The organism is Dysgonomonas sp. Marseille-Q5470 (assembly GCF_951230145.1).
Classification (GTDB): Bacteria; Bacteroidota; Bacteroidia; order Bacteroidales; family Dysgonomonadaceae; genus Dysgonomonas.
In genome coordinates, this window is sequence record NZ_CATNVE010000008.1 from 38,784 (window position 1) to 65,188 (window position 26,405).

The window sequence follows — 26,405 nt, forward strand, 5'->3', positions numbered from 1 at the left end:
TCACCTTTTTTATATTCGTCTTTTAGTTCTGTTATCTTGTAAGTGATAAACTGGCTGATAATAAGGGAGGTAATTTAAACTACATCAGGGTTACATGAAAGTGTACTTTTCGGGCGAACGATTCTTTTCTCCTACAAAAAGAAAGAGATTCTTCGCTACGATTAGAAGGATACAGATAATAGAATAACTAATAACTGTTTACTGCTGTTTACGGAACTCGCTAGGAGAAACACTGTAGAACTCCTTAAATTGACGGCTGAAATGATTCGGATTGCAATACCCCAGTTTGTATGATATTTCAGATGAGGTTAGATCGGTGGACAAGAGCAGATGCTTAGCATTGGTCATCTTAATATTCAGTATAAACTGAGAGGGCGTCTGATCTGTCAACCGCTTGATATTCAGATATAATTGAGTACGGCTAATGTTTGTATGCTGTACTAGTTGATGAACCGAAAGATCGGGGTCGGTGAGGTTTTCATTTATATATTCGGTCAGCTCCTTTATAAATATCTCGTCTGCATTATTAACCTCTGTCTTATCGATAGTTAATTGATTAAGACCCGAATAATAATCGCGAAGAACATTTTTTCTTCTCAATATATTATCGAGTCGCAATATCAATTCCTGAATATTAATTGGCTTTTGCAAGAATGCATCCGCTCCCGATTGAAATCCCTTCATCCTGGCCTCGCCGGATAGCTCGGATGTGATTAGAAATACTGGTATATGCTGAGTCTTCGGATTGCTCTTCACCTGACGGCAGAAGTCATATCCATCCATTTCGGGCATATATATATCGCTGATAATAAGATCCATATTCTGAGATTTCAATAACAACAGAGCCTCTTTGGCGGTGGATGCTATCAATACATGAAAATAGTCTTGTAATTTCTTTCGAAGCATTTTTCGTGTATCGCTATCATTATCAACTATTAGTATCTGAAATTTCGTAGAGCTGTTTTCATTGAACAGGTTAGTTTGTTCCTCTATATACATCGTATTATCTATAATCTGATCCAGAATATTATTTCCGTTAGACGACGTGCTAATCTCCATTTTATCATCTTGGCTAATAGGGATCCTCACTCTGAATATATTCCCCTCGTTTTCTACAGCCAATACCGACAGTTCTATATTCAGCAGTTTGGCAATACTATTTACAATAGCCAGACCTATACCGCTATTGGGATAAGTACTGGAAGTATCTGTACGATAATAGGGCTCAAAGATGATGGATTTTTGCTCATTGGAGAGACAAGCTCCACTATTGAAAATATCGATAACTACAACGTTTTCTTCTCTTTGTATTTTCAGATAGCACCTTCCTCCTTGCTGAGTATGTTTGAATGTATTACTCAACAAATTGCCGACCAACATTTCCACCTTGTCGGCATCAAACATCATAGGGAGAGAGTCTATTTCGGTTACAAATTGATGATCTATTTCCTTATGTTTATATAGCGGAGTAAAGGCCTCATAAATACCTTCGACAAAAGTTATTATATCGTATTTCTTTATCTTTATCGAAGCATGCTGAGACTCCATATTGCGGAAATCCATCAATTGATTGATCAGATATTCGAGACGTTTTACATTCCGCTTGAAGATATTGCTGTCGCTATCCGGCTCGTTACTAATAGGTATTATTTCGTTTTGGAGTGTCGAGATAATGGCTAACGGTGTTTTGAATTCATGAGAAATATAAGTAAAGAAGTCTAACTTCAAAGAGTTCAATCTGGTCAATTCGTCTTGTTTGCGTTTAGCTTTGTTGATAATTTCTTTCGTTTGCCGCTGCCTCTTAACAAATCCACTTATAAGCCATAAAATACCAGATAATAGGATGATGTATAATACAATCATATGCCAACTAAGCAGGAATGGAGGCCTTACATTTATTTCTATTTCCTTTGTAGCCAAAGTTTCTCCATCTTCTGTTATTAATTTTATATGAAGGATATATTTTCCTGTTGAAAGACCGGTAAAAGTAATTTCGTTTGATGCCGGATTTACCTCATACCAATCACTGTCAAGATTTTTGAGCATGTATACACACTTGTAGGGAATGCCCTGATCAGGAGTGAAGTCGATGCTGGAAACGAGGAATGAAATAAAATTTTGATGGTTATTGAGAGTTATTTTCTTCGTGTTATTTATATGCTTTTCCAATATATCCGATTCTCCGGGTATAACCGAGTTTTTGAATAGACGGAAGTCTGAAATATAAAGCTCGGGGGGCTGTTTGTCTTGTATAACTATATCTTGAGGACGAAAATTAATTAACCCATCTGTCGTGCCAAAGTAGATAACTCCATCTTTGTCAATATAAGAAGACCGTACATTAAATTCATTCTCTCCCAATCCCCATGCCAAATTTATTCTTCTTACTTTTTTCTCTGGCGTAATTCGAAATATTTCATTACCTGAGGTCAACCACAGATTTTGACTACGATCTCCTTGAATGTTGGAAATACTATTATAGAGCATCTTTTTGTCTGAAATATAAGTGGTGAGAGTGTCATTGTCAAATAACAAAATTTCCCCTTTGGCCGTACCAATCCACAAACGACCTTGCCGGTCTACATAGCTACACTGAAACTGATTGTCCTGATATTGTGGATAATTGAATTTTTCGACTTTACCCGATTTTATGTCGAAACGAAAAAATGAGTACAGGTCTGTTATATAAATATAATTTCTATATTGGTAAATATCCGAAAATGCATAATCTTGGGATGTAGCACCTACTATATTGGAGAAAATATTTTTACCATACATATATACGTCTACACCTTTGTTGCTGGCAACAATCAGGCTATCGCTATTGAGTGAATATAGGGCATATACTTTGCTACCGACAAGCGATGTCTGATCGTTTTGCTGATTGATATAATGAGTTATATTTCCACCCGATCCAATTTTGTATAACCCTGTGGATAGCGATCCGGCCCAAACATTATCCATCCCATCCAATTCAAGAGAAACAATGTTGTCATTTATTTCAGCATTACTATGGTTTATATGCTTTATCAGTTCTCCTTTTGCATCCAGAAGACTTATTCCCATGCAATTGGTTCCTACCCAAAGACGATTGCTTTTATCTTTTACGATACCATTGGCTGTGACGACCCCCGTCTTTTTACTGAAGTCGGCAAGATTACTGAACTGTATATTGGAGTTTAGTTCTTTGATATAAAAGAATCCTGTAAAAAAGGTTCCGAGAACCATATTCTGATCTTTCGTCTTATATATATTTGTTATAGTTGTGGTCAAGGTTATATTATAGCTATTCTCAAGCATATAGTTTTTGAAATAGTTGTTGCTATAGTCATACACAGCTATGCCGCTATTGTGCCCAATCCACAGGCGGTCGTATCTATCCTCATTTATACTGCCGATATTCTCTACTTCGTTGATATTATAGGCCGACATCAAGTTTTCTTTTCTGAAATCATCAAAAGCTCGATTATACCGATAAAGCCCATCTTTTACAGTACCAATCCATATCGTTCCTTTCGAATCGGGGTATAAGCAGATTCCTATCAATGGAGAATGGTCGGAACTCGTAAGTTTATAGGATTTTATAATATTGAATTTTGTGTCTATTTTATAAACCATTTCGCGATGTAATGCCCACATACTACCAAATTTGTCTACACTCATTATATGGTATGGCACATTCTTCTTTATCAGACTCAGCTTCCCTTCATCGAAACTATAAATAGAACCATTGGCTACAAGTATAACCTGATCGTTGTACCGAAAAATAGATGATGTATATTCTATATCCTTTTCTTCACATGTTATACGCGAAAATGTTCCTAAATCATAATTATATGCTTCTACATATCCTTGGGTTCCAATTAGCATTTCCTTACCTGTATCATACAGCGAATAGATATACGAACCCGAATATCGCTGAATAGTAGTAAGATGATTACTATCGTATATATTCAAGCCTTTGGCTGTTCCTATCCATATCCGCTTATAGATATCATCTGATATAGTGGTCACATTATTATTGACTATGCCATCATTTTTGCTAATATGGATATAGTTCTTTATCACGTCATCTACCTGAGCCGATAAGCAAATAGTGAGACAGAAAAAGAAGAGCGTAATGCAATTTCGGAAAATTATGATCTTCATGTAAGTAGGTTAAATGAACAAAAATGCATTCTTACTTATAACCCGACTAAAAATCGGAAAAGAGAATTAAAAACAGATATTGTATGTACAAAATCTTAGGTACTAAAGATAGAATATAGATTCGGAATACATAAAACACATTTATATATATTTGTTTAGAGTAGGTGCATATTTGTTTAATTTACACATACCCCTATATTACACTTAGTTTTATATATACTTTTTATACTCATAGGTATAGAGTATAGGGCGTTATGTAAATACATTTGTTTCCGAAGCTTAGAGAAAACTCAAGTATACATTATAAAAAACCTTAGAGTAGATATAATCATGAATAACAAAAAAAACAGGATTGTCCTGACCGTTTTTTTTCTTTTAGCCGGCATATCTATCCATGTAAGTAGCCATACTATAAAGGTTTCGGAATATGGTATTCGACCCAATAATAAAGAAAACTCAATCCCTCTTTTAAAAAGACTTTTAGAAGATAACAAAAATCACAAATCACTAACATTGATATTCGAAAGGGGACGATACGATTTCTATGCAGACCCAGTCAACCAGAGTAATGACAAAGCTACAATTGCATTCGATTTGGAGCTGATGAAAAATGTTACGATAGACGGAGACAGTGCCGATTTTATCTTTCATGGAAAAGTAATGCCTTTCTATATCTATAAGTCCAGTAATATCCATCTAAAGAATTTCAATATAGATTGGGACCGTCCATACAACTCTCAAGCTAAGATAATAAAAACTACAGACGAATATATGGATGTGATTATTGACAAAAAGGAATATCCTTACGAAATAGTGAATGATTCTATCTGGTTCTTGGGCGAAGGATGGCGCAACGGAATTGTACCTCAATACACCAATCTGTATGATGAAGATACTAAAAATATTATTTATCAAACTCGCGACCGTCCCTTGGGAAATGATCTATACAATGCCAAAGTTAGCTGCTTAGGTGAAAATGTGGTTCGCTTCCATTTCAAACCCTTGATAAAGCCCAAAAACGGAACGATAGTTGTGTTTTTCCACGGCACATATATTACAAATGGAATAGAGGTGAAAGAAAGTATCGACACCAAGCTGGAAAACATAAACATATACCACACTCTGAGCTGCGGTGTACATGGATATAAGAGCGAAAATATCAGCCTGCTAAATGTGCACATCATAAATAATGAAACGAAAGGCAGAGCCTTTAGTACCATAGCCGATGCAACGCACTTCAACGGATGTAAAGGCCATATCCTCTTCGATAATTGCTCGGTGAGTGGTGCGGGTGACGACTTTATGAACATACACGGAATGTATGCCAAAGTCTCTAAAATACTAGACAGTAAGACTGTCATGGTTGCCCCTAATGGAAGATATATAGGCTTCGACCCCAAAGCGAATGCATGGGCTTTGGATTCTGCTACAATGCAGCGTAATTATAAGCTAAGAGTGATGACACAGCATCCTCAATATGATGAAAAGAACAAACTGGAAGGCTATATTCTTACATTCGATCGCTCGATAATAGGCAAAGTAAAAACAGGTGACCTTCTGGAAAATAAAGACCGTACCCCTACCCTTACTGTTCGCAATTGCAAAATGCTAAAAAAGAATCGTGCACGATCGATTTTAGTAACAACACCGGCGAATATACTCATCGAAAATAATTACTTCAGTTCTGCCGGAGCTGCCATTCTCATCGAAGGAGATACAGATTTGTGGTTCGAATCGGGTGCTGTAAAGAATGTGGTGATCCGAAACAATGTATTCGAGGATTGTTATACATCGGGTAATAATATTCAAGACAATCCATGGGGATGGGGCGAAGCCGTTATATCTATAACTCCTTCAGTTCGTCCATCCGGAGATGATTTTCCTGCATATCATCATAATATACGTATCGAGAAGAATATTTTTAGACATTACGACTATTCTATTCTATTTGCCCGTTCGGTCAATAATCTTAGCTTTACTAACAATGAATTAATAAAGACAAACACTTACCCTCAATTCTATCGGAAAACAAACTTGTACCTCGATGGTTGTCGCAAAGTAACGGTTGGAGGCAATAGATTCTCTAATGATTTCCCCGGGAAAAATATTATGATAAAACACATGCGTCTTACGGATATTTCTCAATTCGGAACTAAATTGACAATAACAGAAGATAAATAAATGATATGAAAAGAATATTACTTGCAATTCTATTTCTTTTAACCATGGTGATGGCTAAGGCAACAGATATAGACATAATTCCCTATCCGCAATCTATAAAAATGAAAGATGGCATTTGCAATTTAGCTCTTGGCTTTAATATTAAAGGAGAAAAGCAAAATCAAGATTATCTGAAGAATGTACTCATTTCAGATTTTGCTCTATTACCCAATACTAGAGGAATTGCTATAGAGCTAAAGATAAGTGGTAAAATAGATAGGAATAACGAGGCGTATCGGCTCACGATATCTCCAAAGAAAATCAAGATCGAAGCTTCTACTCGAAATGGTATCTTCTATGGTATCCAAACCCTAAGACAATTGATAAAGGATAAGCAATGTCCATGTTTAGTTATCGATGATAAGCCTGCGTTCCAATGGCGTTGCTACATGCTTGACGAAGCCAGGTATTTTCAGGGAAAAGAAACCGTAAAACAATTACTGGACGAAATGGCCTTACTCAAGCTCAACAAATTCCATTGGCATCTGACCAACGATTCAGGTTGGCGTATCGAGATAAAAAAATATCCTCTTCTGACCGAAATAGGATCTGTACGCGATAGTTCGCAAGTAAACAGCAATGGCAAAAAATGGGCTAGTGAAATTTTTGATGGCAAAGTTCATAAAGGCTTTTATACTCAGGAAGACATAAAAGAAGTCGTCGATTATGCGAAGAAGCTATACATCACTATTATCCCTGAGATCAGCATGCCCGGCCATGCTTCGGCGGCAGTTGCAGCTTACCCTTGGTTGGGGACATTGAATGAAAAGATAAAAGTTCCCGAAAAATTTGGAGTCGTACAAACCGTATTCAACCCTGCTGATAGCCGAGTAATCGGTTTTTTACACGATGTTTTGAAAGAGGTCTCCGCCCTATTCGCCTCAGATGTAATCCATATAGGAGGTGACGAAGTAAAATATGACCAATGGATAAACTCGCCGAAAGTGACCCGATATATGAAAGAATATAACTTAACCACATATAGCGATGTACAAGTAAAATTTACGAACGACATATCCAATTTCATAGCTGATTCGTTGGGCAAACGTATGATGGGCTGGAATGAAATATTAGGAGCTAATGTACACGATTGGTCTACAGCTGAAAACGCCAGAACAGAGCTATCGCCACAAGCCATTATTCATTTCTGGAAAGGAACTCCCGAAAATCTGTATGAAGCAATCAGAAGAAGCTATCAGTTGGTCAACTCTAATCACGAATATACATATCTGGATTACACCTACGAACTGATAGACCTGCCCAAAGCATACAGCTTTAACCCAGCGCCGGATACTTTTACAGCCAAACAAAAAGAGCAGATATTAGGATTAGGCTGCCAAATGTGGGGAGAATGGACTCCATCAAAAAAAGAAGTGGAATATCAAACTTATCCACGTATAGCTGCATATGCCGAAGTTGGCTGGACCAGCAACGATAGAAAAAACTATGACCGGTTCGAAAAAGGATTAGATTTTTTTATTAACAGATGGCATAATAAAGGGTACAATATCGCTCCATTATCCGAAGTAAATTCGAAAAAATAAATATAAGGTATGAATAAGGTTTTAGCGTTAATAATTTGCGTTTGCGCGAGTCTGGCTGCTTCGTGTACACAAAGGGTAACTGTTGTAAAAATACCACTCGATGGCAGAAATGATTACACGTCTATTGTTTTAGAGGTTCTGCAACAAAATAAAACAGGGAATCTGCTTCTTGAATTCGAAAAAGGAGTGTATAATTTCTATCCCGAAAAGGCAAAAGGAATGTTTGTCAGCGTTTCGAATAACGACAATGGATACAAAAAGATTGCCTTCTATCTCAATGAAATGAAAAATGTCGAAATCAGAGGAAATGGCACTGAATTTTTGTTTCATGGATCAATTGTGCCATTCTACATCAATAGATGCTCTGATGTGTCTGTATCGGGTATTAATATCGATTACAATACTTCATTTATACTCGAAGGTAAGGTTGTGGCAAACAATCCGATCAACAAAAGTATCGATATAAAATTAAGAGAAGATATCAAATATGAAGTAAAAGGAACACGAATGTTTTACAACGGTTACGATTGGTCTCAACCATTAGGGCAAAATATTGTTTTCGACCCAACAACAAACGCTCCCTACTACTATACATCTAAATACCTACATCTCGACTGGAAAAGAGAACTCATAGCCCAGGATTTAGGCAATCATACTATCCGTCTCTCTGGTTTTGAAGCGGTCGAAGTACCACCGATTGGTTCAATCTACATAGATAAAGGTCCATACAAGAAAAACAGAATAGTACCGGGCATAATATTGCATTCATCGTCTGCCATCAACTTATCCAACATAAATATTTATATGGCAGGAGCAATGGCTCTCATTGGAGAGAATACTGAAAATGTGACTCTGAAAAAATTCAATGTAAAATTGCGTGAAGGCTCGGGGCGTTATATATCAGCATCGGCTGATGCTACGCACTTTGTGAATTGCCGTGGAACCATCCGGTTCGACGATTGCATCTTCGAGAACATGCTGGATGATGCCACCAATGTGCATGGAACATATATGATCGTAAACGAATTTCTGTCGGATGATTGCATCGCCCTACAATTCGGACACTTGCAGCAAGAAGGATTCTCATTTGCTTCAATCGGCGACACGCTACAATTGGTGGATCGTACGAGTCTATTACCGGTGAGCCGATTCGTTGTAAAGGAAGTAAACATTATAAATGATGACTATTGGATAATCCACACTGAAAGGCCATTGCCCTCAGTAGACAAATCTATGCATCTGGCCGTAGAAAATATAACAAATACAGCATCTTTAGTGATGCAACGCTGTACAGTGAAAAATAACAGAGCGCGGAGCATATTAATATCTACGCCAAAACCGGTTTTGATAGAAGACAACTATTTTGATTCTATGATGGCAGGAATCATTATTGCGGGTGATGCCAATTCTTGGTTTGAATCGGGATATGTAACAGATGTCGTGATCCGAAACAACACATTCGTGAATATGGGCAAAGGTGGTGAAGCACCACAATCGGTATTGCAAATTTCGCCGGAAATATCGAAGTCCGAAAGATCTAAAGGCTACTATCATGGTAAAATTGTATTCGAGAACAATCTGATAAAAACATTCGATTCTCAGGTCATATATGCCCTGAGTGTGAACGAACTTATAATAAAAAACAATAAGTTTGTAGAAACTAACGATTACAAACCAATCTTTGAAGGTTTATCATTTATAGACGTTCAAAACTGTAATAGTGTAGCTATTGAAGGCAATTCATTCGAAGGTAATCGAGATGTAGAGGTAAGTGCTTCGGAATGTAAAAATGTTGTTCTGAAGAAGCAAAAAGGTTTCAAAAAAGATATTGTGAATAAACCCAATACGTTCTTTTACCAACAATAATAACTAATTATGAAGAAAACCATATATACAATCACAATTACTGCTTTAATATTATTTTCGGCATGCTCAACTAAATCTGTAACGAACAAATACTTCACCCCCGGCGCAATATGGGTGGACAACAATAATATACATATCAATGCGCATGGAGGAGGTATTCTATTCGATAATGGTGTATATTATTGGTTTGGAGAGCATAAAACCGAAGGAGAAAATGGCAATTTGGCTAATGTAGGAGTACATTGTTATTCATCTACGGATTTGTATGATTGGACAGACGAGGGCATAGCTTTGGCTGTAATGCCTTCCTCGTCGGGCAGTGATATAGAGGAAGGTTGTATTCTCGAAAGACCCAAAGTAATAAAAAACAAAAAGACAGGAAAATATATAATGTGGTTTCATCTCGAGCCTAAAGGAAAAGGATATAAAGGTGCTCTGAGTGTTGTTGCTATAAGCGATAATGTAACAGGGCCGTATACTTATATAAAAGCTGTACGCCCTAATGCGGGTCATTATCCATTGAATGTTCTGGATATACATAAATTGGACAGTCCAGCTCTCAATCTGAGTTTCGATGGAGGAAGCTTACCCGGAAATGTAGATACGCTCAATATATTAGGAAGAGATATGAAAGAAGGACAGATGGCTCGCGATATGACTTTATTTGTTGACGATGACGGCAAAGCCTATCATATCTACTCTTCGGAAGAAAACAGCACTTTACATATTGCCGAACTCTCGGATGATTATTTGTCTCATACAGGCAAATATGGAAGATTCTTTGCTGGACGCTTCATGGAGGCTCCGGCAATGTTCAAGCACAAAGGCAAATATTATCTGATGATGTCGGGATGCACCGGTTGGAACCCCAATCAAGCACGTTCGGCCGTATCGGACAATATATTTGGAGAATGGAAGGAATTTGGAGATCCCTGTATAGGAGATACAACACAAACAACCTTCCATTCGCAAAGCACCTATATTCTACCTGTTCAGGGTAAGCCTGACACCTATATCTATATGGGTGATAGATGGAATCCAAAAAACGCAATAGATGGAAGATATATATGGTTACCCATTACATTTGACGGAGACCGTTTCACTATCAGATGGAATGATAAATGGAAAATAGAAGAGTAATGAAATACCTATATCAAGTTTTTATAGTTGCCTTATTGTTGTTGGCATTACCGCAAACAATAGATGCTCAGGACAAAATAAAGATTGGTGTACTGACCAATGGAGAAGGCAGTAATATTAATTGGACAACCTCCTTGCCCAAATTTGATGTAGTTGATGCCAGCGTCAAAAGTTTCCTTGTTAGTCAACAAGGCTGGGAATTGGACAGAAGGCTTCTGCGAGAGAAACCCGAATTCTGTATTCTATACGGGGGACTGCCTGATATACTTTTGCAGCTTTCGGTGAAAGATATATCGGGAGCATACAAATATTTATGCTCTGAGATGATAAAGAACAATATTAAGCCAATTATAATAGCTACGCTTCCTGTAAGAAATCATGTAGCTATCAACTCCTCTATATATCAACTGAACAGAGAGTTAGAATCTTATGCAGCACAAAACGAAATATACTATTATTCGGCAGAAAAGGGGCTAGCTCATGAAGGAGAATTACTCCCGGAAATTTCGGATGATGGATTTATGCTTAATAATAGCGGTCTCTCACTATTCGCTAATAATATAGCTGCATTTATAGATGATGTTATTGCTCTGAAAGAAAACAGGCTTGTACCTCTTTCTACCGCACACAACCTAACCAGTAGTGCTATTGACAATATAATGAAAAACTCTCATTCAGAAATAAAAATTGTGATGCTGGGAAATTCCCTTACAGCAGGCGGAGGAAATTGGAATGCCCGACTGAATAGAAACGATACTCATAATGCCGGTCAAGGAGGATATACAACAGGACAGATGCTATGGCATATGGATAGAACTGTTATTGATACGCACCCCAAAATATGTTTTGTGATGGCAGGCATAAATGATTTGTTCAACAATATAGCCCCCGATGTTATATATCAAAATCAAATACAGATCATTAATAACTTAATAAAAGGCGGAATAAAACCTGTGATACTACTAACGCTTTATACACACAATAATCTATCTTTGGCTCAAAAGATAGATTATATCAACAATAGGATAGTTAGCTATTGCGAAAAAGAGGATATCGATGTAATCAATTTGAATCCTATCTTAGCTTCAGAACAAAGCCTAAAGGCTGAATATACAACAGACGGCACACATCTCACCGAGGCTGCATATCTCATATGGTCAAAAGAGTTGTTACACTATCTTGCAATCAAAGGCATAAAGTAATTGTAAAACATCACTAGCTAATAAAAGCTTCAATATGTTCTTCTCCTTTGACCATGTTTATGGCAAACGGAAGAAGTATATCTAACCGCTTCATTGTTTATTTTTTATATTATTTACTGCTATTAAAGTTTTGCAGTCTATAATATTTTCAAAATCTTTTCCGAGCATAATCATACCACCTTTAGTACCAATAAAGAAGATCGCAACCATTATCATAGGTTTTATCGGCTCTGCTGAACAAGTCAAAATAATAGCTAATTTTGTAAGAATAATAAAAACATTGAAACCCGAAATACGTTATTTCTGTGATCCTGTTATGGGTGATATTGACAAAGGATAGTACATGGGATCGGATGTTCCGAAATAGGCAAACAGTCCTGAAGACAATAAATTATAATTCCATCTCAGAAATAAAACAAAAAGGGTTAGAGAAATATGTGTAAAATAAAATTTATTCGTACTGTAGGGCTTCTTGTTATAAAAAATGACAAGCTGCTCCTAGCATATAGTAATAATAAAAGAGCATGGTATTTGCCCGGAGGAAAAATTGAGACTGATGAATTACCTCAACAATCTTTAGTGAGAGAAATATGGGAAGAACTAAATCTCAAAATAGATGTTAAGTTGCTAAAATACTATTGCCATATTACTGCGCCCGCATATGGTGAAGACGAAAATCTGATAATGGAGCAAGATTGTTATTTATACGAACTGCACGAAAATATATCGCCGAATAATGAGATTGGAGCTATCAAGTTTTTTGATAGTTATAGCTATGAACAGGAACCTGCACAAGTTATAGGTGTACTTCAGATATTTAAAAGACTAAAGGCTGATGGATTAGTAATCTAAAGAGAGGTCCCTGACAGAAAATATTGTTCTTATAAAGAGATAAATTTACTAAATACAATATATTCTAATCGACAGCCTCACACTTCTCTCTGACTACGGTATGTCCCCAGTTGTTTATCGCTTCGAGAGCAGGCACGAAGGTATGTCCAAATGGAGTGAGTTTGTATATAACTTTTATTGGAGGCTTTTCTCCATATACAGTTCTTGATATCAATCCCACTTCTTCCAGTTGTTTCAATTGGAGGCTCAATGTCATCTCGGTTATATCCGGCATTTCCTTTCGCAATTGGCTATAACGCTTTTCTCCATCTTTTAAGTAATATAATATCACTACTTTCCACTTTCCTCCAATCATATCCATTGCCAAACTGACTGTGCAATGATACATTTTTCCATTAAATTCAATATTCTTTGCCATATATCCAACCTATCCATTATGATAGTTATTGCAAGGTAAATTACTATAATTAGTTTTGCAACTAAAATTATTATAGTATGGCATTACTTATTTTAGCTCATCCCAATTTTAATAAATCGATAGCAAATAAAACTATTGTAGAACGATTGCAAAAAAGTAATTTGGATATAGAAATTCGAAACTTGCACGCTCTTTATCCTGACTTTAGTATTGATGTGCAAGCCGAACAGGACGCTTTGTTGAGGCACAATACAGTCGTGTTTCAGTATCCGTTTTACTGGTACAATATGCCTGCAATCTTAAAGCAGTGGTTTGACTATGTATTTGTTCATCAGTTTGCTTACGGTTCACAAGGTGACAAATTGAAAGGAAAGAATTTTGTACCGAGTTTTACCGTAGGTGCATTTGAAGACCAGTACAGAACACTTCAAAAGCATCATTTTCGGGTTTTAGAATTTTGTAAAAATCTCGAACAGACAGCATATTTTGCACAAATGAATTACATTGACCCTGTATATTTTCATGGAACATCCGGTGTGTCCGGTTATGGTGAGTATGAAATAAAAAACAGGGCTGAAAGACATGCGGAAAAACTAATATCTCTATTGTCTGAAATGCAGTAAAAAAGTTTAGCAACTCTATATGCAAAATTGTGAATAACTCTTGTCAGGCCTATTACTTAAATCATATCTCATAGTGTAATAGAAAGCAAGTCAAGTAAGAGATATAAAGCTTCAATTATTATAGAAAAAGTAATTAAAAATAATCAGAAAAATACGGTTGATTATCTGGTATTATTTGTTCTAGGACTTCAACGATATCATTATCTGCCTGAAGTCGTTCAATCCGATGCAGATATGAAGGACTACGATACGACATAAGCATAGTTGTCAATGTTTGAATATCGAGATATACAGGCTTACCTACAGCTTCACTTGTATGAGTAAGCCTGTCTTTATCATTTTTAACTAAGCCAAACGCTCCCCTATTCCATTCTGCAATCGAATCGGAAACTACAAAGTGGAAAGGAGTAAATACATCCAGGTTTTTAAACGGAAAATTATTAAGAAATTCAATCACATCAACTATTCTAGCCATATAATAAGGTTCGATTGTCTCTTGTATCTGTCCATCATCCAAAAAGAAGTGAAGAGGATCATTCTTGTATATATTTCCTTGTACCTCTTCTATCATTGAGTAATGAGCATAGACAAAATTCCATAGACCTATTCTTGCTTCTTGATTTAGATATATAATATCTTTGATATGAAATATATCTTCTTCTATCCAATATAAGATATATCCTTGCGGAATGTCATCTTTATCATAATAAACAGCCGCGGTTCTTTCCTCTTCATTTTCCCATCTCCAATATTCCTCCCACTCTTGTGTAGCTCGTATTAAAGCCCCGTGGTTGCTCCGTGCAAATTTATCATAGACTGAGATTACATCCGGATGGTTAACAGATAATCTTTCAGCAAAGCCTTTTACCGCAATGTTTTTGGGTATCTGGCTATCTTTTATTGTAAAAGTCAAATGATCGGACATTATCTCCCACCCTTTACGCCGATAATAAGGGATAGAATAGGGATACAGATAAGAGATCCATTGTCCTTTATTTTTCATTATTTGTAGACCTGATTTTATGAGATCATTCATCAAACCAAGGTTTGCATATTCAGGATATGTGCCTACTCCTGTTAACCCTCCCATTGAAAATTTTTTTCCATGAATATTTACTTGACAGGGATAAATGCATAATTGAGAGACTAGCTGATCATCATTAAACCATCCAATAACATCTGCATTCTTGAGAATGGGACGTTTAGACTTTACAATCTCGCCATCCTTATATCCACTTTGCAGGATATCGTTATTAGTTACCTGAAATACATAACGCAACAGTTCATTAAATTGGTCTATATATTCTAAGCCAAAAGGTTTTAAGATTAAACGCTCCCTTATTTTGTTTCTTTCCATAACTGGAATTATGTTATTTATACAAAGATCTTAAGTCTTCTTATTTAACAGGATACAGAAAAAAAATGTTTACATTATATCTACACTGTAAGAGGACAAAAATAAATAAATATTCCGATCTCTTTCCTTTAAACTTAGCCTAATTAGCCCATTCTGCATTTACTAATATCGGAAAATGATCTGATGGAAATTTACCGATATTATAAGTATCAGTTAACATTCCCCATCTTTTTGTCTTAAAGTGCTTACTGAAATAGATATGATCTAATATTTCGTTGTTGCTTATAATAGCTCTATCTAAATTGTCTAATTCTTCAAGAGGCTTTCCCCAAGCATTATATGAAGAGTTATTGGCATACGGTTGTTCAACATCATAATAGGTATCTCTTAAGACTCCCGAGTTATTAAGAAGCTGAGCCCAAGAACTATCCATTCCTCCATTTAGGTCTCCCATAAATATCACGGGATTATCCCCTACTATTTCTTTGATTTTTGTTAATATCAATTTACTACTTTCGTTGCGTGCATAATCTTTTTCATAATCATAATGAGCACTCAAAACGAAGAAGCTCTTACCTGATTTGATATCCTGTAATTCAACCCATGTACAAATACGATTACAACAAGGAGCATCCCAACTTTTAGAAGGTACATCAGGGGTTGCAGACAACCAGAAGTCTCCATTACTCAGTAATCTGTATTTGTCTGTTTTGTAAAATATTGCGGAATGCTCCCCTTGTCCGTTACCATCTCTTCCCTCCCCGTAATAATCATAACCGGGTAGAGCAACTTTCATATCCTTTAATTGATTCGGTAAAGCTTCCTGAGTTCCAAAGAAATCAAAATCGTGATACTGTACTAACTTTGCAATATACGGAAAGCGATCTTTCCACATATTACCCACATCGGATGAATTGTCATTTCTAACATTATACGTTCCGACATTAAATTTTTGTGCATTTAGAGTAAGGGCAGTCATGAATAATACTGCACTAATAAAAATTTGTTTCATTATTAAATTAATTTGAGAATTAAAGGTAATAAGTAAATATAATTTCTTGATGATATATTCTCAGATTATAACTTTCTATAACGGTTTATGCAATAGAACTGATAAAAAAACTTATATATCGATACATATGATAAACTATGTTATTATGAGTTGTAACCAATCATCAGAGTTGGTGCACTTGATACAAACTACACTTTTATCACTTAAATAAATGTAACAAATTCTCCATCTCAGCCCAATATATATGAGTATATCCTGCAATTACATTTTTGTAGCGTAATAGCTTTGTATCTACGGGAACCTCCTTTGCATTATACTGCTGTGTTATACTTTCCATGTTATTTTCAATATGTGAATAATGAAATTCGTGTCCTCTAATAGTTATACTATTATATTCAAATTGACGGTATCCTAATTTAAGCTTCATGTTTTCCATTGAAGCCTTTTGCTTGAAAATATCTACCATTGGATATTCTATACCATCTTTATCTGCGATAGATGAAGACAGATACATCATTCCACCACATTCTGCAAGAATATTACCTCCATTTTCCGCATAATCCTTAATAGCCTTATGTAGCAGTTTATTTTCGCTTAGCTGTTTTGCATATAATTCAGGATATCCTCCCGGGAAATAAACAAAATCTGACTTTGGCAAATATTTGTCTGTTAAAGGACTAAAGAAGGTCACCTCTCCTATTTTTCTTAAATATTCTATATTTTCATGATACATAAAATTGAAAACTTCGTCGGCTGCAACTGCTATTTTCAGACTCCGAGAAGCATGTTCGTTAATTCGCTGCGGTTCTGAATTTCCTAACTCAACTTGCGTATATGATAACAATTTATCAATATCAATATGTTTTTCTACAATTGATGCGGCAATATTAGCAAAGTCATCTAAAAGAAAATCTTGATCGATACTTAATCCTAAATGACGTGAAGGCACACTGAGATTTTCATTTTTAGGCAGATAACCTAGTGGAACTATACCAACATCGTGGCAAGCATCCGAGAGAAATTTATAATGGCTTTCGGATCCTACATAGTTAAAAATTACTCCTATAACATTTATCTTTTCATAAAACTTTTTGAATCCATACAATAATGGAGCTGCTGAATATGCCATAGATTTGGCATTTATAACCATAACAACAGGGATATCCAATAATCCTGCAATTTCGGCACTACTTCCTTTCATTTTGTTATATCCGTCAAATAGCCCCATCACTCCTTCAGTAATGCAAGCATCACTTCCTGATGCGTATTTTGAGTACAGATATCTGACGTGATTCTCTGATGATAAGAATAAATCCAGATTGACAGATTTATTGCCAGAAGCCATATCGTGATATTTCGTATCTATATAATCAGGTCCGCACTTAAATGGTTGTACCTTAAGACCTCTATTCTTTAATGCTCTTAATAAGCCTAAAGTAACTGTTGTTTTTCCTGAACCTGAGCTTGGCGCAGCTATGAGAAAACTGGAAATCACTTTCATGAGTAATCTGGTTTTATTTTCAGCAAAAGTATAAAAAGCCATCAATGAAATGAATTTTACCAAGAAAATATATTTTTTAAGAATTCTTTTTAATCCTATTTTTTTTCAATTACCTTTGAAGCCGCTTAGGTGATGTATTCAGACATTCGTCTGTTGCATAAAAGGGAATTCGGTCAGAATCCGAAACAGTGCCCGCTACTGTGAATTCCATAAAATTTTGAGTATCACCACTGCCACTGTCACAATGATGGGAAGGCCTCTCAAAATGGAACAAGTCAGGAAACCTGCCTAGCATAAATTAATAGATATTCCCGGGGTCAGGAATATAATTAACTAACATTATACTTCTTTTTTAATGAAACTAAGAATTATGCTAACAGCATTGCTATGCTGTATTGCAAGTATTTCGTTCGCTCAGTTGAGCTTGCGCGGAAGAGTCGTTGATGAAAATGAAAAGCCGATCGCTGGTGCCAGCGTATGGATTGAGTACACAACCATTGGAACATCCACAGATTTGAAGGGAGAGTTTAGTCTTGAAAAAATCCCGGAAGGTAATAATCTTCTAAGAATTAGTGCACTGGATTATAATGGAGCTCGTGAGACAATAAACAGATCTAATGACAACATCCTTATTCGGATGAAACATTCACCTCTTAAACTGAATGAAGTAGTAGTAACAGGTACCGGCACAATCAACAAACTTAAAAACTCACCCGTTGCAATAGATGTTATTTCTCAGAGGGAACTCCAAAACACGAATATTCCTACATTCGAAAACGCTATGATTGCTCTGAATCCTTCCATGTCATTTACTCCTAATGCAATGGGATCGTACATGCAACTAAATGGATTAAGCAATAGATATATACTAGTGTTAGTTGATGGTAAAAAACTTGGTGGCGATGTCGGAGGTAACGTAGACTTGAATCGCATTGATATGGGAAATATCAAGCGGATAGAAGTTCTGAAAGGAGCTGCTTCTTCTTTGTATGGTTCGGATGCAATAGCGGGAGTTATTAATATTATAACCAATAAACCAAAAGACTTAGTAAATTTTTCTACAGAGACACGCTTCTCAGAGTATGGACAATTTACTCAAAATGCTAATCTATATCTGAATGTTGGGGGCTTCTCTTCGTCTACTTCTTTTCAGCGGAATCAGGCTGACGGATGGCAACTAAATAAAAAGGAAATAATAAACGATAAAGAAGTAGATACGGATAAACAAGCTATGTTACGCTTCTATTCCGATGTTTTTAGCCAACGTTTTGGTTATAAGGCGACAAAAGAATTGAGCATGTATGTAGAGGGAAGTCTTTTCGACAAAAAATTTAAACGCCCCGTAAGTGCTTATGGGTTCGATATGAAATACGTCGACTATTCATTTGGTGCCGGTGCAAAGTATTTACTGAAAAATAATGGCTTGATTGCATTAGACTGGAATACTGACCGTTTCGAATACTTTAAAGCTTACCTGAAAGAAACCAAAGACAAAAACGGTGTCACATTTATGCCCGGAGATGAAGAATTTGTGAGAAGGCAGAAGTACAATAATATAAATCTGAAAGGTACATTCAACGCCGGAAAGTTCAATAAAGTAACTGTAGGTTCAGAGTACAAGATAGACAACCTATATGCTCCGGCAGATAGCATCGGAGGTTCCAGAAATGTTTATACATTGGCTTTTTATGCTCAGGATGAAATAAATCTTTTCGGAAAGCTGAATATTGTTCCCGGGGTCAGATATATATACAATGAAACCTTCAAAAATAGGGTCACACCTAAAGTCAGCGCAATGTATACTCTTCATGATTTCAATTTCAGAGTATCATATGCTACAGGTTTCAAAACACCTGAATTGAAGCAGCTATTCATGAAAACTGAAGTTACGAGCAAAGGTAAAACTACTTTAAGTGTAGGGAATAAAGATTTGAAGCCTGAAAGTTCAATCTATTACTCTGTCAATGCTGAATATATAAAAGATTTCCTTTCATTGGCTGTTACTGGCTATATTAACAATCTGAAAAACAAAATCGATACTTATGAAATCGAATTAACACCCGAAGAAATAGCTGAAGGATATAATAAGAAATCATCGTATCATAATATCGGAAGATCTCGTATTCAAGGTGTAGACTTTACTTTTAATTCATACCTTGGTTATAACCTTACCTTAGGAGGAGGGTATAGTTATGTGAATGCCAAAGACCTAGATACAGGTAAGCGTCTTCAACGTATAAGTCGTCATACAGGAAATGTTAACCTGAATTGGTTTAAAGATTTCGGGTTATTCAAGTCAAATTTTAATTTAAACGGACGCTTGCAAAGCCGTAGATATTATGACGATGGTGATGATGCACGTGCTTATCAATTATGGAACTTTGCTACACGTCATACATTCAAGAGTATAAATGGTCTTGTGTTTGAACCGGGTTTAGGTATTGAAAATATCTTTGACTTTGTAGATGATAAACCTTTCAACCGCAATTATGCGACTTTATCACCCGGACGTACATTTTATGCCAGCCTGAAAATTAAGTTTAGTAAGTAAGACTGTTTATGAAATCTTCAAACTTATTATACCTCTTTGTTTTCTGCTCAACTCTTTATTCCTGTTCTTCGATCGGGAATAAGGAGAATGAAAATATTGAAAAATATCAGCTAAGACATGCTCGTGGATTCAATGTAGAAAAATATGAAGATTACAAATTGGTAACCGTACGTGACCCTTGGGATACAGTGCGTACTCTCTATCGATATATATTAATTGATCGTGATAAAGAAATTCCGAAGAACCTGCCTGAAGGAACTATCGTAAAAGTACCATTGCAAACTGTGATCGCTTTTTCTACGATTCAATGTAGTATGTTGCAAGAAATAGATGAGCAGCATCGTATAACAGGGGTCTGTCAGGCCAAATATATAGACCTGCCTTATATTCAAGAACGATTGAAAGTCCGAAAGATTATAGATTTGGGCAGTATGCACAAACCCGATGTTGAACAATTAATCAATCTGATGCCATCTGCACTTATTGTATCAGCGATGGAAACCGGCATGGGCTATTTGGATAAGTTAAGAATTCCTATCATTGCTACTACTGACTATATGGAAGATACTGCTCTCGGTCGTGCCGAATGGATACGCTACCATGCATTGTTTTACGGAAAAGAAGCGCTAGCCGACTCGCTTTTCCAAGAAACAGAACGCAGATACAATGAAATAAAAGATAGGGTAAAGGATGCATCTAATAAACCAACAGTATTCAACGACCTGAAATTTAGTAAAACATGGCGGATTGCTGGAGGAAAAAGTTATCTGGCAAATCTGATACGTGATGCCGGAGGCGAATATGTTTGGAATGATGATAATTCAACCGGATCGACACGCTTGTCTGCCGAAATGGTACTCGACAAAGCAGGATTGGCTGAGATCTGGCTGTTGAAGTACAATCGAGAAGAAGATTTCACATATAACAGGCTGAAACAAGAAGATAAAATATATGCCCAGTTTGGTGCTTTTAATAAAAAACAGATATGGGGATGTAATACCGGCAAAGTCCATTATTTTGAGGATTTGCCGATCCATCCCGATTCTATATTGAAAGACATGGCAAAAATATTTCATCCGAATTTATTCACAGATAATAAATTAAGCTATTTCAAATCATTAGATGAAGAGATATTATGAAAAGGATTTTACTATATATTATGATACTATTTACCACTGTTGCAACATTTGCACATAGTGGAGGTAGTTACGAGCATTCTGATATTTTTAAAAGTATGCAGGCAGACGATAAAGCTGCTATTCTGATAGTTCACTTTGGTACTACTCATGACGATACTCGCGAACTGACAATAGAAGCATTAAATAATCAGGTGAAACAAGTTTTCCCTTCTATTGAAGTAAGAGAAGCATATTCTTCACGTATTGTTATCAAAAGGCTTTCGGAACGTGGTATCTATAAAGTGAATCCATTAGAAGCTTTAAAACTACTTCATGCTGATGGATACACACATATATTAATACAATCTTCCACTGTTATCGATGGAGTGGAAATGGAATCTTTGTACAAGAATGTAGAAGAAGTGAGCAGACTGTTTAAGGATGTACGTATAGGTATGCCATTGCTTTATTCTCCACAAGACTACGAAGATGTTATAAAGGTTTTAACCGCAGAAAATAAAAAAGATGTGGCATATATATGGGTCGGACATGGAACTTATGATGCTACAACAGCCCAATATGCGATGCTCGATTATATGCTTAAAGCGAAGGGATATACAAACTGCTTTGTAGGAACTGTAGAAGGCTATCCCGAATTTGATGATGTTTTAGCACAATTAAAGGCTTCGGGCTTGAAAGAGGTTGTTCTTATGCCATTTATGTTTGTAGCGGGAGAACATGCAAAGAATGATATTGCCGGAGATTGGGTCGAAAATCTTAAAAAAGAAGGTTTATCTGTAACCGAAAACCTTCAGGGGCTAGGAGAAAACCCTAAAATCAGGGAAATATATTTATCTCATCTACAATTTATAACTACTCATCGTAAAGTCGATATAATGGAGAAAAAATCCATATATGAAAAAACGGGAGAAAAGATAACACTTGAATACTAATGGTTTATCTATAGAACACTTAAAAAGCTAATATTTTTTACTAATATTTATGAAACGTATACTTTATATAATAATTATCATAATAGTTTCCGTGAATACTTTTGCACAGAACAAAAGTATGACCGATACTGTATATTCTATCCAGGAAGTTGAGATATTCGGAGCATCCAAAAAGAAAGTAGAGATAGGAAAACTGAATGTTCCTTTACAATATCTACCAATGTCAGTAAGTACAGTTTCTTACAAAGATCTCGAAATAAGAGGAATCTCAAATATTGAAGATGCTGTGAAATTTTTACCCGGTGTAAGAATGAACACCAGCTATGGAGCCTTTCAGACGCTCTATGTGCGAGGTATGACTTATACGCCCATTATGATTGACGGAGTAAGAGATGAGCGTACTATGATAAATTCGTATCCCTTTTCAGATCTTACCAATGTAGAATCTATGGAACTTTTGAAAGGGCCAGCTTCTGTATTGTATGGGCACTCTGTATTGGGAGGAGTATTGAATATTGTAAGGAAATCTCCTACACCCCAAACTGTAGTTAATATGAAAATGTCGTATGGCAGTTGGAACAACAAGCAGGCAAATATGGATTTTGGAGGTAACCTTGCCGGTCCTCTGAATTACCGTGCAAATTTTAATTATAGCGATCAGGATGGATGGCGTGCTACAGGTAACAAGCGGCTCTCCGGATATTTAGCTCTTGGTGCAGATATTGATGCGACAAGCAGGATTGATGTAAGAGGTAGTTTTCATCGCGACTGGTATGGTACTGAAACAGGACTTCCTCCTGTAATGATGGCCGATGTATATAATGCTGATGGTACTCTTTACTTGAAGGCAGGGCAAGAAATCCCCAGATTAAATGAAAAGAAGAGATATAATAATGAATCAGATTTTCTTAAAAACAACGGATGGGATATATCAGGAAAGTATGAGAAAAAATTTAGCAAGTCTATGAAACTAACAAATTATTTATCATACAAGTACGATGACATAAATTATCTGGGAACAGAAGAGCTCAGCTATCTGTATAGTATGGATCCTGTATATAAACATTATATAGATAAGGGGACTTACAAGATGTATATAAATCTCGACTCTGTTCAGCTTACATATCCTTTGCGTTTTTCTCATATAGCTAAAACTTTAGGTAATCAACTAGAATTATCCGGCGATTTTTATACAGGGAATATCAAACACAATTTCATTGGAGGCTATTCATTTTCTCAAATGTTTCGCAATTCATATACAGGATACAATAATGCTCCAGAAAACGATAAATTCAATCGCGAATACGATATCTATGGCCCCGGAATATACTCTATTATAGCTGTAAACAACCCTCAGAGCATGGGGTATATGAAATCAAAGTTTAGTAAAGCAATTATAACCAAAGATTATACACACGGAATCTATTTTCAGGATTTAATAGAGTTTCACGAAAAATTCAAATTATTGCTGGCTGCAAGATATGATATGTACAAATATATGCGTACAGGGGCAAATACTTATGATGGCATACGTGAATATCACAAATCAGAGCAAACTCCATATAGTATTGCGACCAATTCTGCATTTACATACCGTGCCGGAATGGTATTTCTACCTATATCTGAGCTTTCTATTTATACATCGGTAGCATCGTATTTTCGTCCTTCTCGTACATTCTCTGCTGCAAATACAATTTATCTGAACCAAAATGGTAGTGAAATAGATATTGAAAGCGGGAAAGGGATCTTCGATCCGGAAAAAGGTTATCAGTTTGAAGCAGGTACCCGATATACTTATAAAAGCATTTTACAGGTATCAGCCAGTGTTTTCTACATTCGTAAGAATGATGTTGTAAGAAGTTTCGGACGGTTAAGTGTCGGCTCAGATGCAAACGGAACTCCTGTAATGAAGTCAATCATTGGACAGGTAGGAAGTGAAGAATCTAAGGGATTCGATATTGAAGTGGCTATTACGCCAACTCATTTTTCTTCTTTCAATTTGGGATATTCTTATACAGATACAAAAACTCTTGATATACAACCCAACAAGTATGTAAGCATCGATAGCCAGAATATAACATTGGTTCCTCATAATACATTTTATGCATACGGAAATATTGTTGTTCCGAAAGGAATTTTCAGAGGTTTGTCATACAACCTGAGCGTATCTTTTATGGATAAGGTATATACGAATTATGCTAAAAGTATGTCTTTCTCATCGTACTGGCTGACAGATATGGGTATTTCTTATCCTTTAAAAAACGGTATAAGACTTTCGGGAAATGTAAATAATGTATTTGATAAGAAGTATAGTAATCAGGCTGTCTATGGTACACAACGTGTTCCGGGCATGCCTCGTAATTTTATGCTATCATTGGCATATAGCCTTAGATAATTATGTTGAAAAGAATATTATACTCTACACACAGAATACTGGGGACTATTCTCAGTATTCTGTTCGTTGTTTGGTTCCTGTCTGGATTTGTCATGATTTATCATACATTTCCTCGTGTATCCAATATTGATAGATATGCACATATGGATATCCTACCCCGGAATATTCTATCTCCAGATTCACTTGTAAAATGTTTACCTGAAGGAACAACATTCACCAAACTATCGCTAAGATCGTATGCCGGAAAAGCTTTTTTTGAAAGCATATCGAAAGAAGGCACTGCCGAAATATCTGCGGATAGTGCAGCAGTATCGAATAAGATAAAAATAACACCATCTTTTCCTCAGATAGAAGAGTATGCTAAAAAATGGTGTAATGCAGATATTGTAAAAGTAGATACTCTTCGCGAACTTGAACAATGGATTCCTTTTAGCTATCTAAAAAAAGATTTTCCTATTTATAAGTTCTATTTTGGAGATCAGGATAAACATCAACTTTATATCTCTTCGCAAACAGGAGACGCATTGCAATTTACGAATAAAGATAATCGTTTCTGGTCATGGCTGGGTGCAATCCCACATTGGGTATACTTTACTTCATTAAGGCAAAATACAAAACTCTGGACTAATGTTATAACTTGTTTATCCGGCATAGGCTGTTTGGTCTGCATTGCAGGTATCATCATCGGTATACGTTCGTACATCATAAAGCATCGTAAAAAAAATAAATGGGAAAGCCCATATCGAAAATTTGCATATAAATGGCATCATATCATGGGCTTTATTTTCGGGATATTTGTTTTCACGTTTACATTTAGTGGAATGATGTCTTTAAACGATGTTCCAGATTGGATTGCGAAAGTGCACAATCCATCTATTGAGGAAAATATGCTTCTACCCCACCCTGTTATTCTTCAGGACTACAAACTGAATGTTCAAAAAGTTGTAGAGGCTTATTCGGAAGAGATAAAGAGTGTAGAATGGGCGTATTTCGGACAAAAACCATTATACAAGATTATCGTAGGAAAGAAACTGTTAACAATAGATGCTTCGGAAGATAGTCTTAAACTTTTAAACCTGAAAGAACCTGATATAAAGGCTAATCTGGCTGAGGTTCACATTGAGCCGATGAAAATATCATTAATGAGCAAATATGATAACTATTACGTCGGCTTAACAGACCATCTACCATTACCTGTATATAAAGTAGAGGTGGCTGATGCTGACAACAGTACTTATTATATTAATCCTAAAAATGGGAATATTCGATATTTTAATACCAACAGTAAGGTTCACAAATGGACTTATCAGGCATTGCATAGTTACAAAACCGGATTCTTCGCAAAACATCCTATTCTGTGGAACATTACAATGTGGATAACATTGATAGGCGGTACATTCGTTTCTATTACGGGGGTATGGCTGGGAATAAAATATATTATAAAAAAAGTAAGGAAGTTGAAGAAATCTCTTTGTATCAAAGAAAAAGAAGATAAATAATTTTA

General features: G+C 36.0%; 17 protein-coding genes, 1 pseudogene and 1 riboswitch. Of the genes and pseudogenes, 13 read left to right on the forward strand and 5 right to left on the reverse strand.

All coding sequences use genetic code 11. The annotated features are described in order from the left end of the window. Positions 1 to 198 precede the first annotated feature (198 nt). On the reverse strand, positions 199 to 4,149 hold the full coding sequence (locus QOX35_RS12785) for a hybrid sensor histidine kinase/response regulator transcription factor (RefSeq protein WP_283687248.1): 3,951 nt from the start codon (positions 4,147 to 4,149) through the stop codon (positions 199 to 201). 330 nt (positions 4,150 to 4,479) lie between these two features. Between QOX35_RS12785 and QOX35_RS12790 the strand changes: the two genes are divergently transcribed. The 6 genes from QOX35_RS12790 (at position 4,480) to QOX35_RS12815 (ending at position 12,973) form a co-directional block, all read left to right on the forward strand. Beyond that, a complete protein-coding gene (locus QOX35_RS12790) occupies positions 4,480 to 6,330 on the forward strand; it encodes a right-handed parallel beta-helix repeat-containing protein (protein ID WP_283687249.1) in 1,851 nt (616 codons plus the stop codon). A 5-nt stretch (positions 6,331 to 6,335) separates the two neighbouring features. After that, positions 6,336 to 7,913 carry a beta-N-acetylhexosaminidase gene (locus QOX35_RS12795; RefSeq protein ID WP_283687250.1) on the forward strand — a complete coding sequence of 526 codons (1,578 nt, stop codon included), beginning with the start codon at positions 6,336 to 6,338 and terminating at the stop codon, positions 7,911 to 7,913. 9 nt (positions 7,914 to 7,922) lie between these two features. Continuing rightward, positions 7,923 to 9,779: an alpha-1,3-galactosidase-related protein gene (locus QOX35_RS12800; protein ID WP_283687251.1), complete on the forward strand. Its 1,857-nt coding sequence runs from the start codon at positions 7,923 to 7,925 to the stop codon at positions 9,777 to 9,779. 9 nt (positions 9,780 to 9,788) lie between these two features. Then, positions 9,789 to 10,919 (forward strand): glycoside hydrolase family 43 protein, encoded by a 1,131-nt coding sequence (locus QOX35_RS12805; protein ID WP_283687252.1) that lies wholly within the window; start codon positions 9,789 to 9,791, stop codon positions 10,917 to 10,919. Next, positions 10,919 to 12,121, forward strand: coding sequence for an SGNH/GDSL hydrolase family protein (locus tag QOX35_RS12810; protein ID WP_283687253.1), 1,203 nt, complete (start codon positions 10,919 to 10,921; stop codon positions 12,119 to 12,121). Before QOX35_RS12805 ends, QOX35_RS12810 begins: the two co-directional genes overlap by 1 nt. A gap of 435 nt (positions 12,122 to 12,556) precedes the next feature. After that, positions 12,557 to 12,973, forward strand: a complete 417-nt coding sequence (locus QOX35_RS12815) for an NUDIX hydrolase (RefSeq protein WP_283687254.1) — start codon at positions 12,557 to 12,559, stop codon at positions 12,971 to 12,973. 64 nt (positions 12,974 to 13,037) lie between these two features. Here the strand turns inward: QOX35_RS12815 and QOX35_RS12820 are convergent, their stop codons facing one another. Then, complete coding sequence (locus QOX35_RS12820) at positions 13,038 to 13,391, reverse strand: winged helix-turn-helix transcriptional regulator (RefSeq protein WP_135106284.1); 354 nt, start codon at positions 13,389 to 13,391, stop codon at positions 13,038 to 13,040. Between the two features lie 77 nt (positions 13,392 to 13,468). Here QOX35_RS12820 and QOX35_RS12825 point away from each other — a divergent pair, with 77 nt between their 5' ends. Beyond that, the gene (locus QOX35_RS12825) at positions 13,469 to 14,014 is read left to right on the forward strand and encodes an NAD(P)H-dependent oxidoreductase (protein WP_283687255.1); all 546 of its coding nucleotides are present in this window, start codon (positions 13,469 to 13,471) and stop codon (positions 14,012 to 14,014) included. Between the two features lie 133 nt (positions 14,015 to 14,147). On the opposite strand, the gene QOX35_RS12830 is transcribed toward QOX35_RS12825, so the two are convergent. The 3 genes from QOX35_RS12830 to QOX35_RS12840 form a co-directional block, all read right to left on the reverse strand. Then, entirely contained in the window at positions 14,148 to 15,371 is a 1,224-nt protein-coding gene (locus tag QOX35_RS12830; protein ID WP_283687256.1) for a GNAT family N-acetyltransferase, read from the reverse strand. 139 nt (positions 15,372 to 15,510) lie between these two features. Further along, complete coding sequence (locus QOX35_RS12835) at positions 15,511 to 16,383, reverse strand: endonuclease/exonuclease/phosphatase family protein (protein ID WP_283687257.1); 873 nt, start codon at positions 16,381 to 16,383, stop codon at positions 15,511 to 15,513. A 199-nt stretch (positions 16,384 to 16,582) separates the two neighbouring features. Then, positions 16,583 to 17,926, reverse strand: a complete 1,344-nt coding sequence (locus QOX35_RS12840) for a cobyrinic acid a,c-diamide synthase CobB (protein ID WP_283687345.1) — start codon at positions 17,924 to 17,926, stop codon at positions 16,583 to 16,585. 68 nt (positions 17,927 to 17,994) lie between these two features. Further along, a riboswitch (cobalamin riboswitch) is annotated at positions 17,995 to 18,190 on the forward strand. 49 nt (positions 18,191 to 18,239) lie between these two features. On the opposite strand from QOX35_RS12840, the gene QOX35_RS12845 reads away from it, so the two are divergent. The 6 genes and pseudogenes from QOX35_RS12845 to QOX35_RS12865 all read left to right on the forward strand — a co-directional run bounded on the left by QOX35_RS12845 (position 18,240) and on the right by QOX35_RS12865 (position 26,400). Continuing rightward, the gene (locus QOX35_RS12845) at positions 18,240 to 20,435 is read left to right on the forward strand and encodes a TonB-dependent receptor (protein WP_283687258.1); all 2,196 of its coding nucleotides are present in this window, start codon (positions 18,240 to 18,242) and stop codon (positions 20,433 to 20,435) included. Positions 20,436 to 20,443: 8 nt separating this feature from the next. Then, positions 20,444 to 21,574, forward strand: a complete 1,131-nt coding sequence (locus QOX35_RS12850) for an ABC transporter substrate-binding protein (RefSeq protein ID WP_283687259.1) — start codon at positions 20,444 to 20,446, stop codon at positions 21,572 to 21,574. Next, on the forward strand, positions 21,571 to 22,506 hold the full coding sequence (locus tag QOX35_RS12855; protein WP_283687260.1) for a sirohydrochlorin cobaltochelatase: 936 nt from the start codon (positions 21,571 to 21,573) through the stop codon (positions 22,504 to 22,506). Before QOX35_RS12850 ends, QOX35_RS12855 begins: the two co-directional genes overlap by 4 nt. 220 nt (positions 22,507 to 22,726) lie before the next feature. Then, positions 22,727 to 23,002: pseudogene (locus QOX35_RS16485) on the forward strand (TonB-dependent receptor plug domain-containing protein); the annotation flags it as partial. Between the two features lie 309 nt (positions 23,003 to 23,311). Next, entirely contained in the window at positions 23,312 to 24,901 is a 1,590-nt protein-coding gene (locus QOX35_RS12860) for a TonB-dependent receptor (protein WP_502846771.1), read from the forward strand. Positions 24,902 to 24,903: 2 nt separating this feature from the next. Further along, the gene (locus QOX35_RS12865; protein WP_283687262.1) at positions 24,904 to 26,400 is read left to right on the forward strand and encodes a PepSY domain-containing protein; all 1,497 of its coding nucleotides are present in this window, start codon (positions 24,904 to 24,906) and stop codon (positions 26,398 to 26,400) included. Positions 26,401 to 26,405 lie beyond the last annotated feature (5 nt).

Coding starts and splice junctions, on each gene's coding strand:
- QOX35_RS12785 (WP_283687248.1), bottom strand. CDS start 4,149: ATGAAGATCATAATTTTCCGAAATTGCATTACGCTCTTCTTTTTCTGT.
- QOX35_RS12790 (WP_283687249.1), top strand. CDS start 4,480: ATGAATAACAAAAAAAACAGGATTGTCCTGACCGTTTTTTTTCTTTTA.
- QOX35_RS12795 (WP_283687250.1), top strand. CDS start 6,336: ATGAAAAGAATATTACTTGCAATTCTATTTCTTTTAACCATGGTGATG.
- QOX35_RS12800 (WP_283687251.1), top strand. CDS start 7,923: ATGAATAAGGTTTTAGCGTTAATAATTTGCGTTTGCGCGAGTCTGGCT.
- QOX35_RS12805 (WP_283687252.1), top strand. CDS start 9,789: ATGAAGAAAACCATATATACAATCACAATTACTGCTTTAATATTATTT.
- QOX35_RS12810 (WP_283687253.1), top strand. CDS start 10,919: ATGAAATACCTATATCAAGTTTTTATAGTTGCCTTATTGTTGTTGGCA.
- QOX35_RS12815 (WP_283687254.1), top strand. CDS start 12,557: ATGTGTAAAATAAAATTTATTCGTACTGTAGGGCTTCTTGTTATAAAA.
- QOX35_RS12820 (WP_135106284.1), bottom strand. CDS start 13,391: ATGGCAAAGAATATTGAATTTAATGGAAAAATGTATCATTGCACAGTC.
- QOX35_RS12825 (WP_283687255.1), top strand. CDS start 13,469: ATGGCATTACTTATTTTAGCTCATCCCAATTTTAATAAATCGATAGCA.
- QOX35_RS12830 (WP_283687256.1), bottom strand. CDS start 15,371: ATGGAAAGAAACAAAATAAGGGAGCGTTTAATCTTAAAACCTTTTGGC.
- QOX35_RS12835 (WP_283687257.1), bottom strand. CDS start 16,383: ATGAAACAAATTTTTATTAGTGCAGTATTATTCATGACTGCCCTTACT.
- QOX35_RS12840 (WP_283687345.1), bottom strand. CDS start 17,926: ATGGCTTTTTATACTTTTGCTGAAAATAAAACCAGATTACTCATGAAA.
- QOX35_RS12845 (WP_283687258.1), top strand. CDS start 18,240: ATGAAACTAAGAATTATGCTAACAGCATTGCTATGCTGTATTGCAAGT.
- QOX35_RS12850 (WP_283687259.1), top strand. CDS start 20,444: ATGAAATCTTCAAACTTATTATACCTCTTTGTTTTCTGCTCAACTCTT.
- QOX35_RS12855 (WP_283687260.1), top strand. CDS start 21,571: ATGAAAAGGATTTTACTATATATTATGATACTATTTACCACTGTTGCA.
- QOX35_RS12860 (WP_502846771.1), top strand. CDS start 23,312: ATGGCCGATGTATATAATGCTGATGGTACTCTTTACTTGAAGGCAGGG.
- QOX35_RS12865 (WP_283687262.1), top strand. CDS start 24,904: ATGTTGAAAAGAATATTATACTCTACACACAGAATACTGGGGACTATT.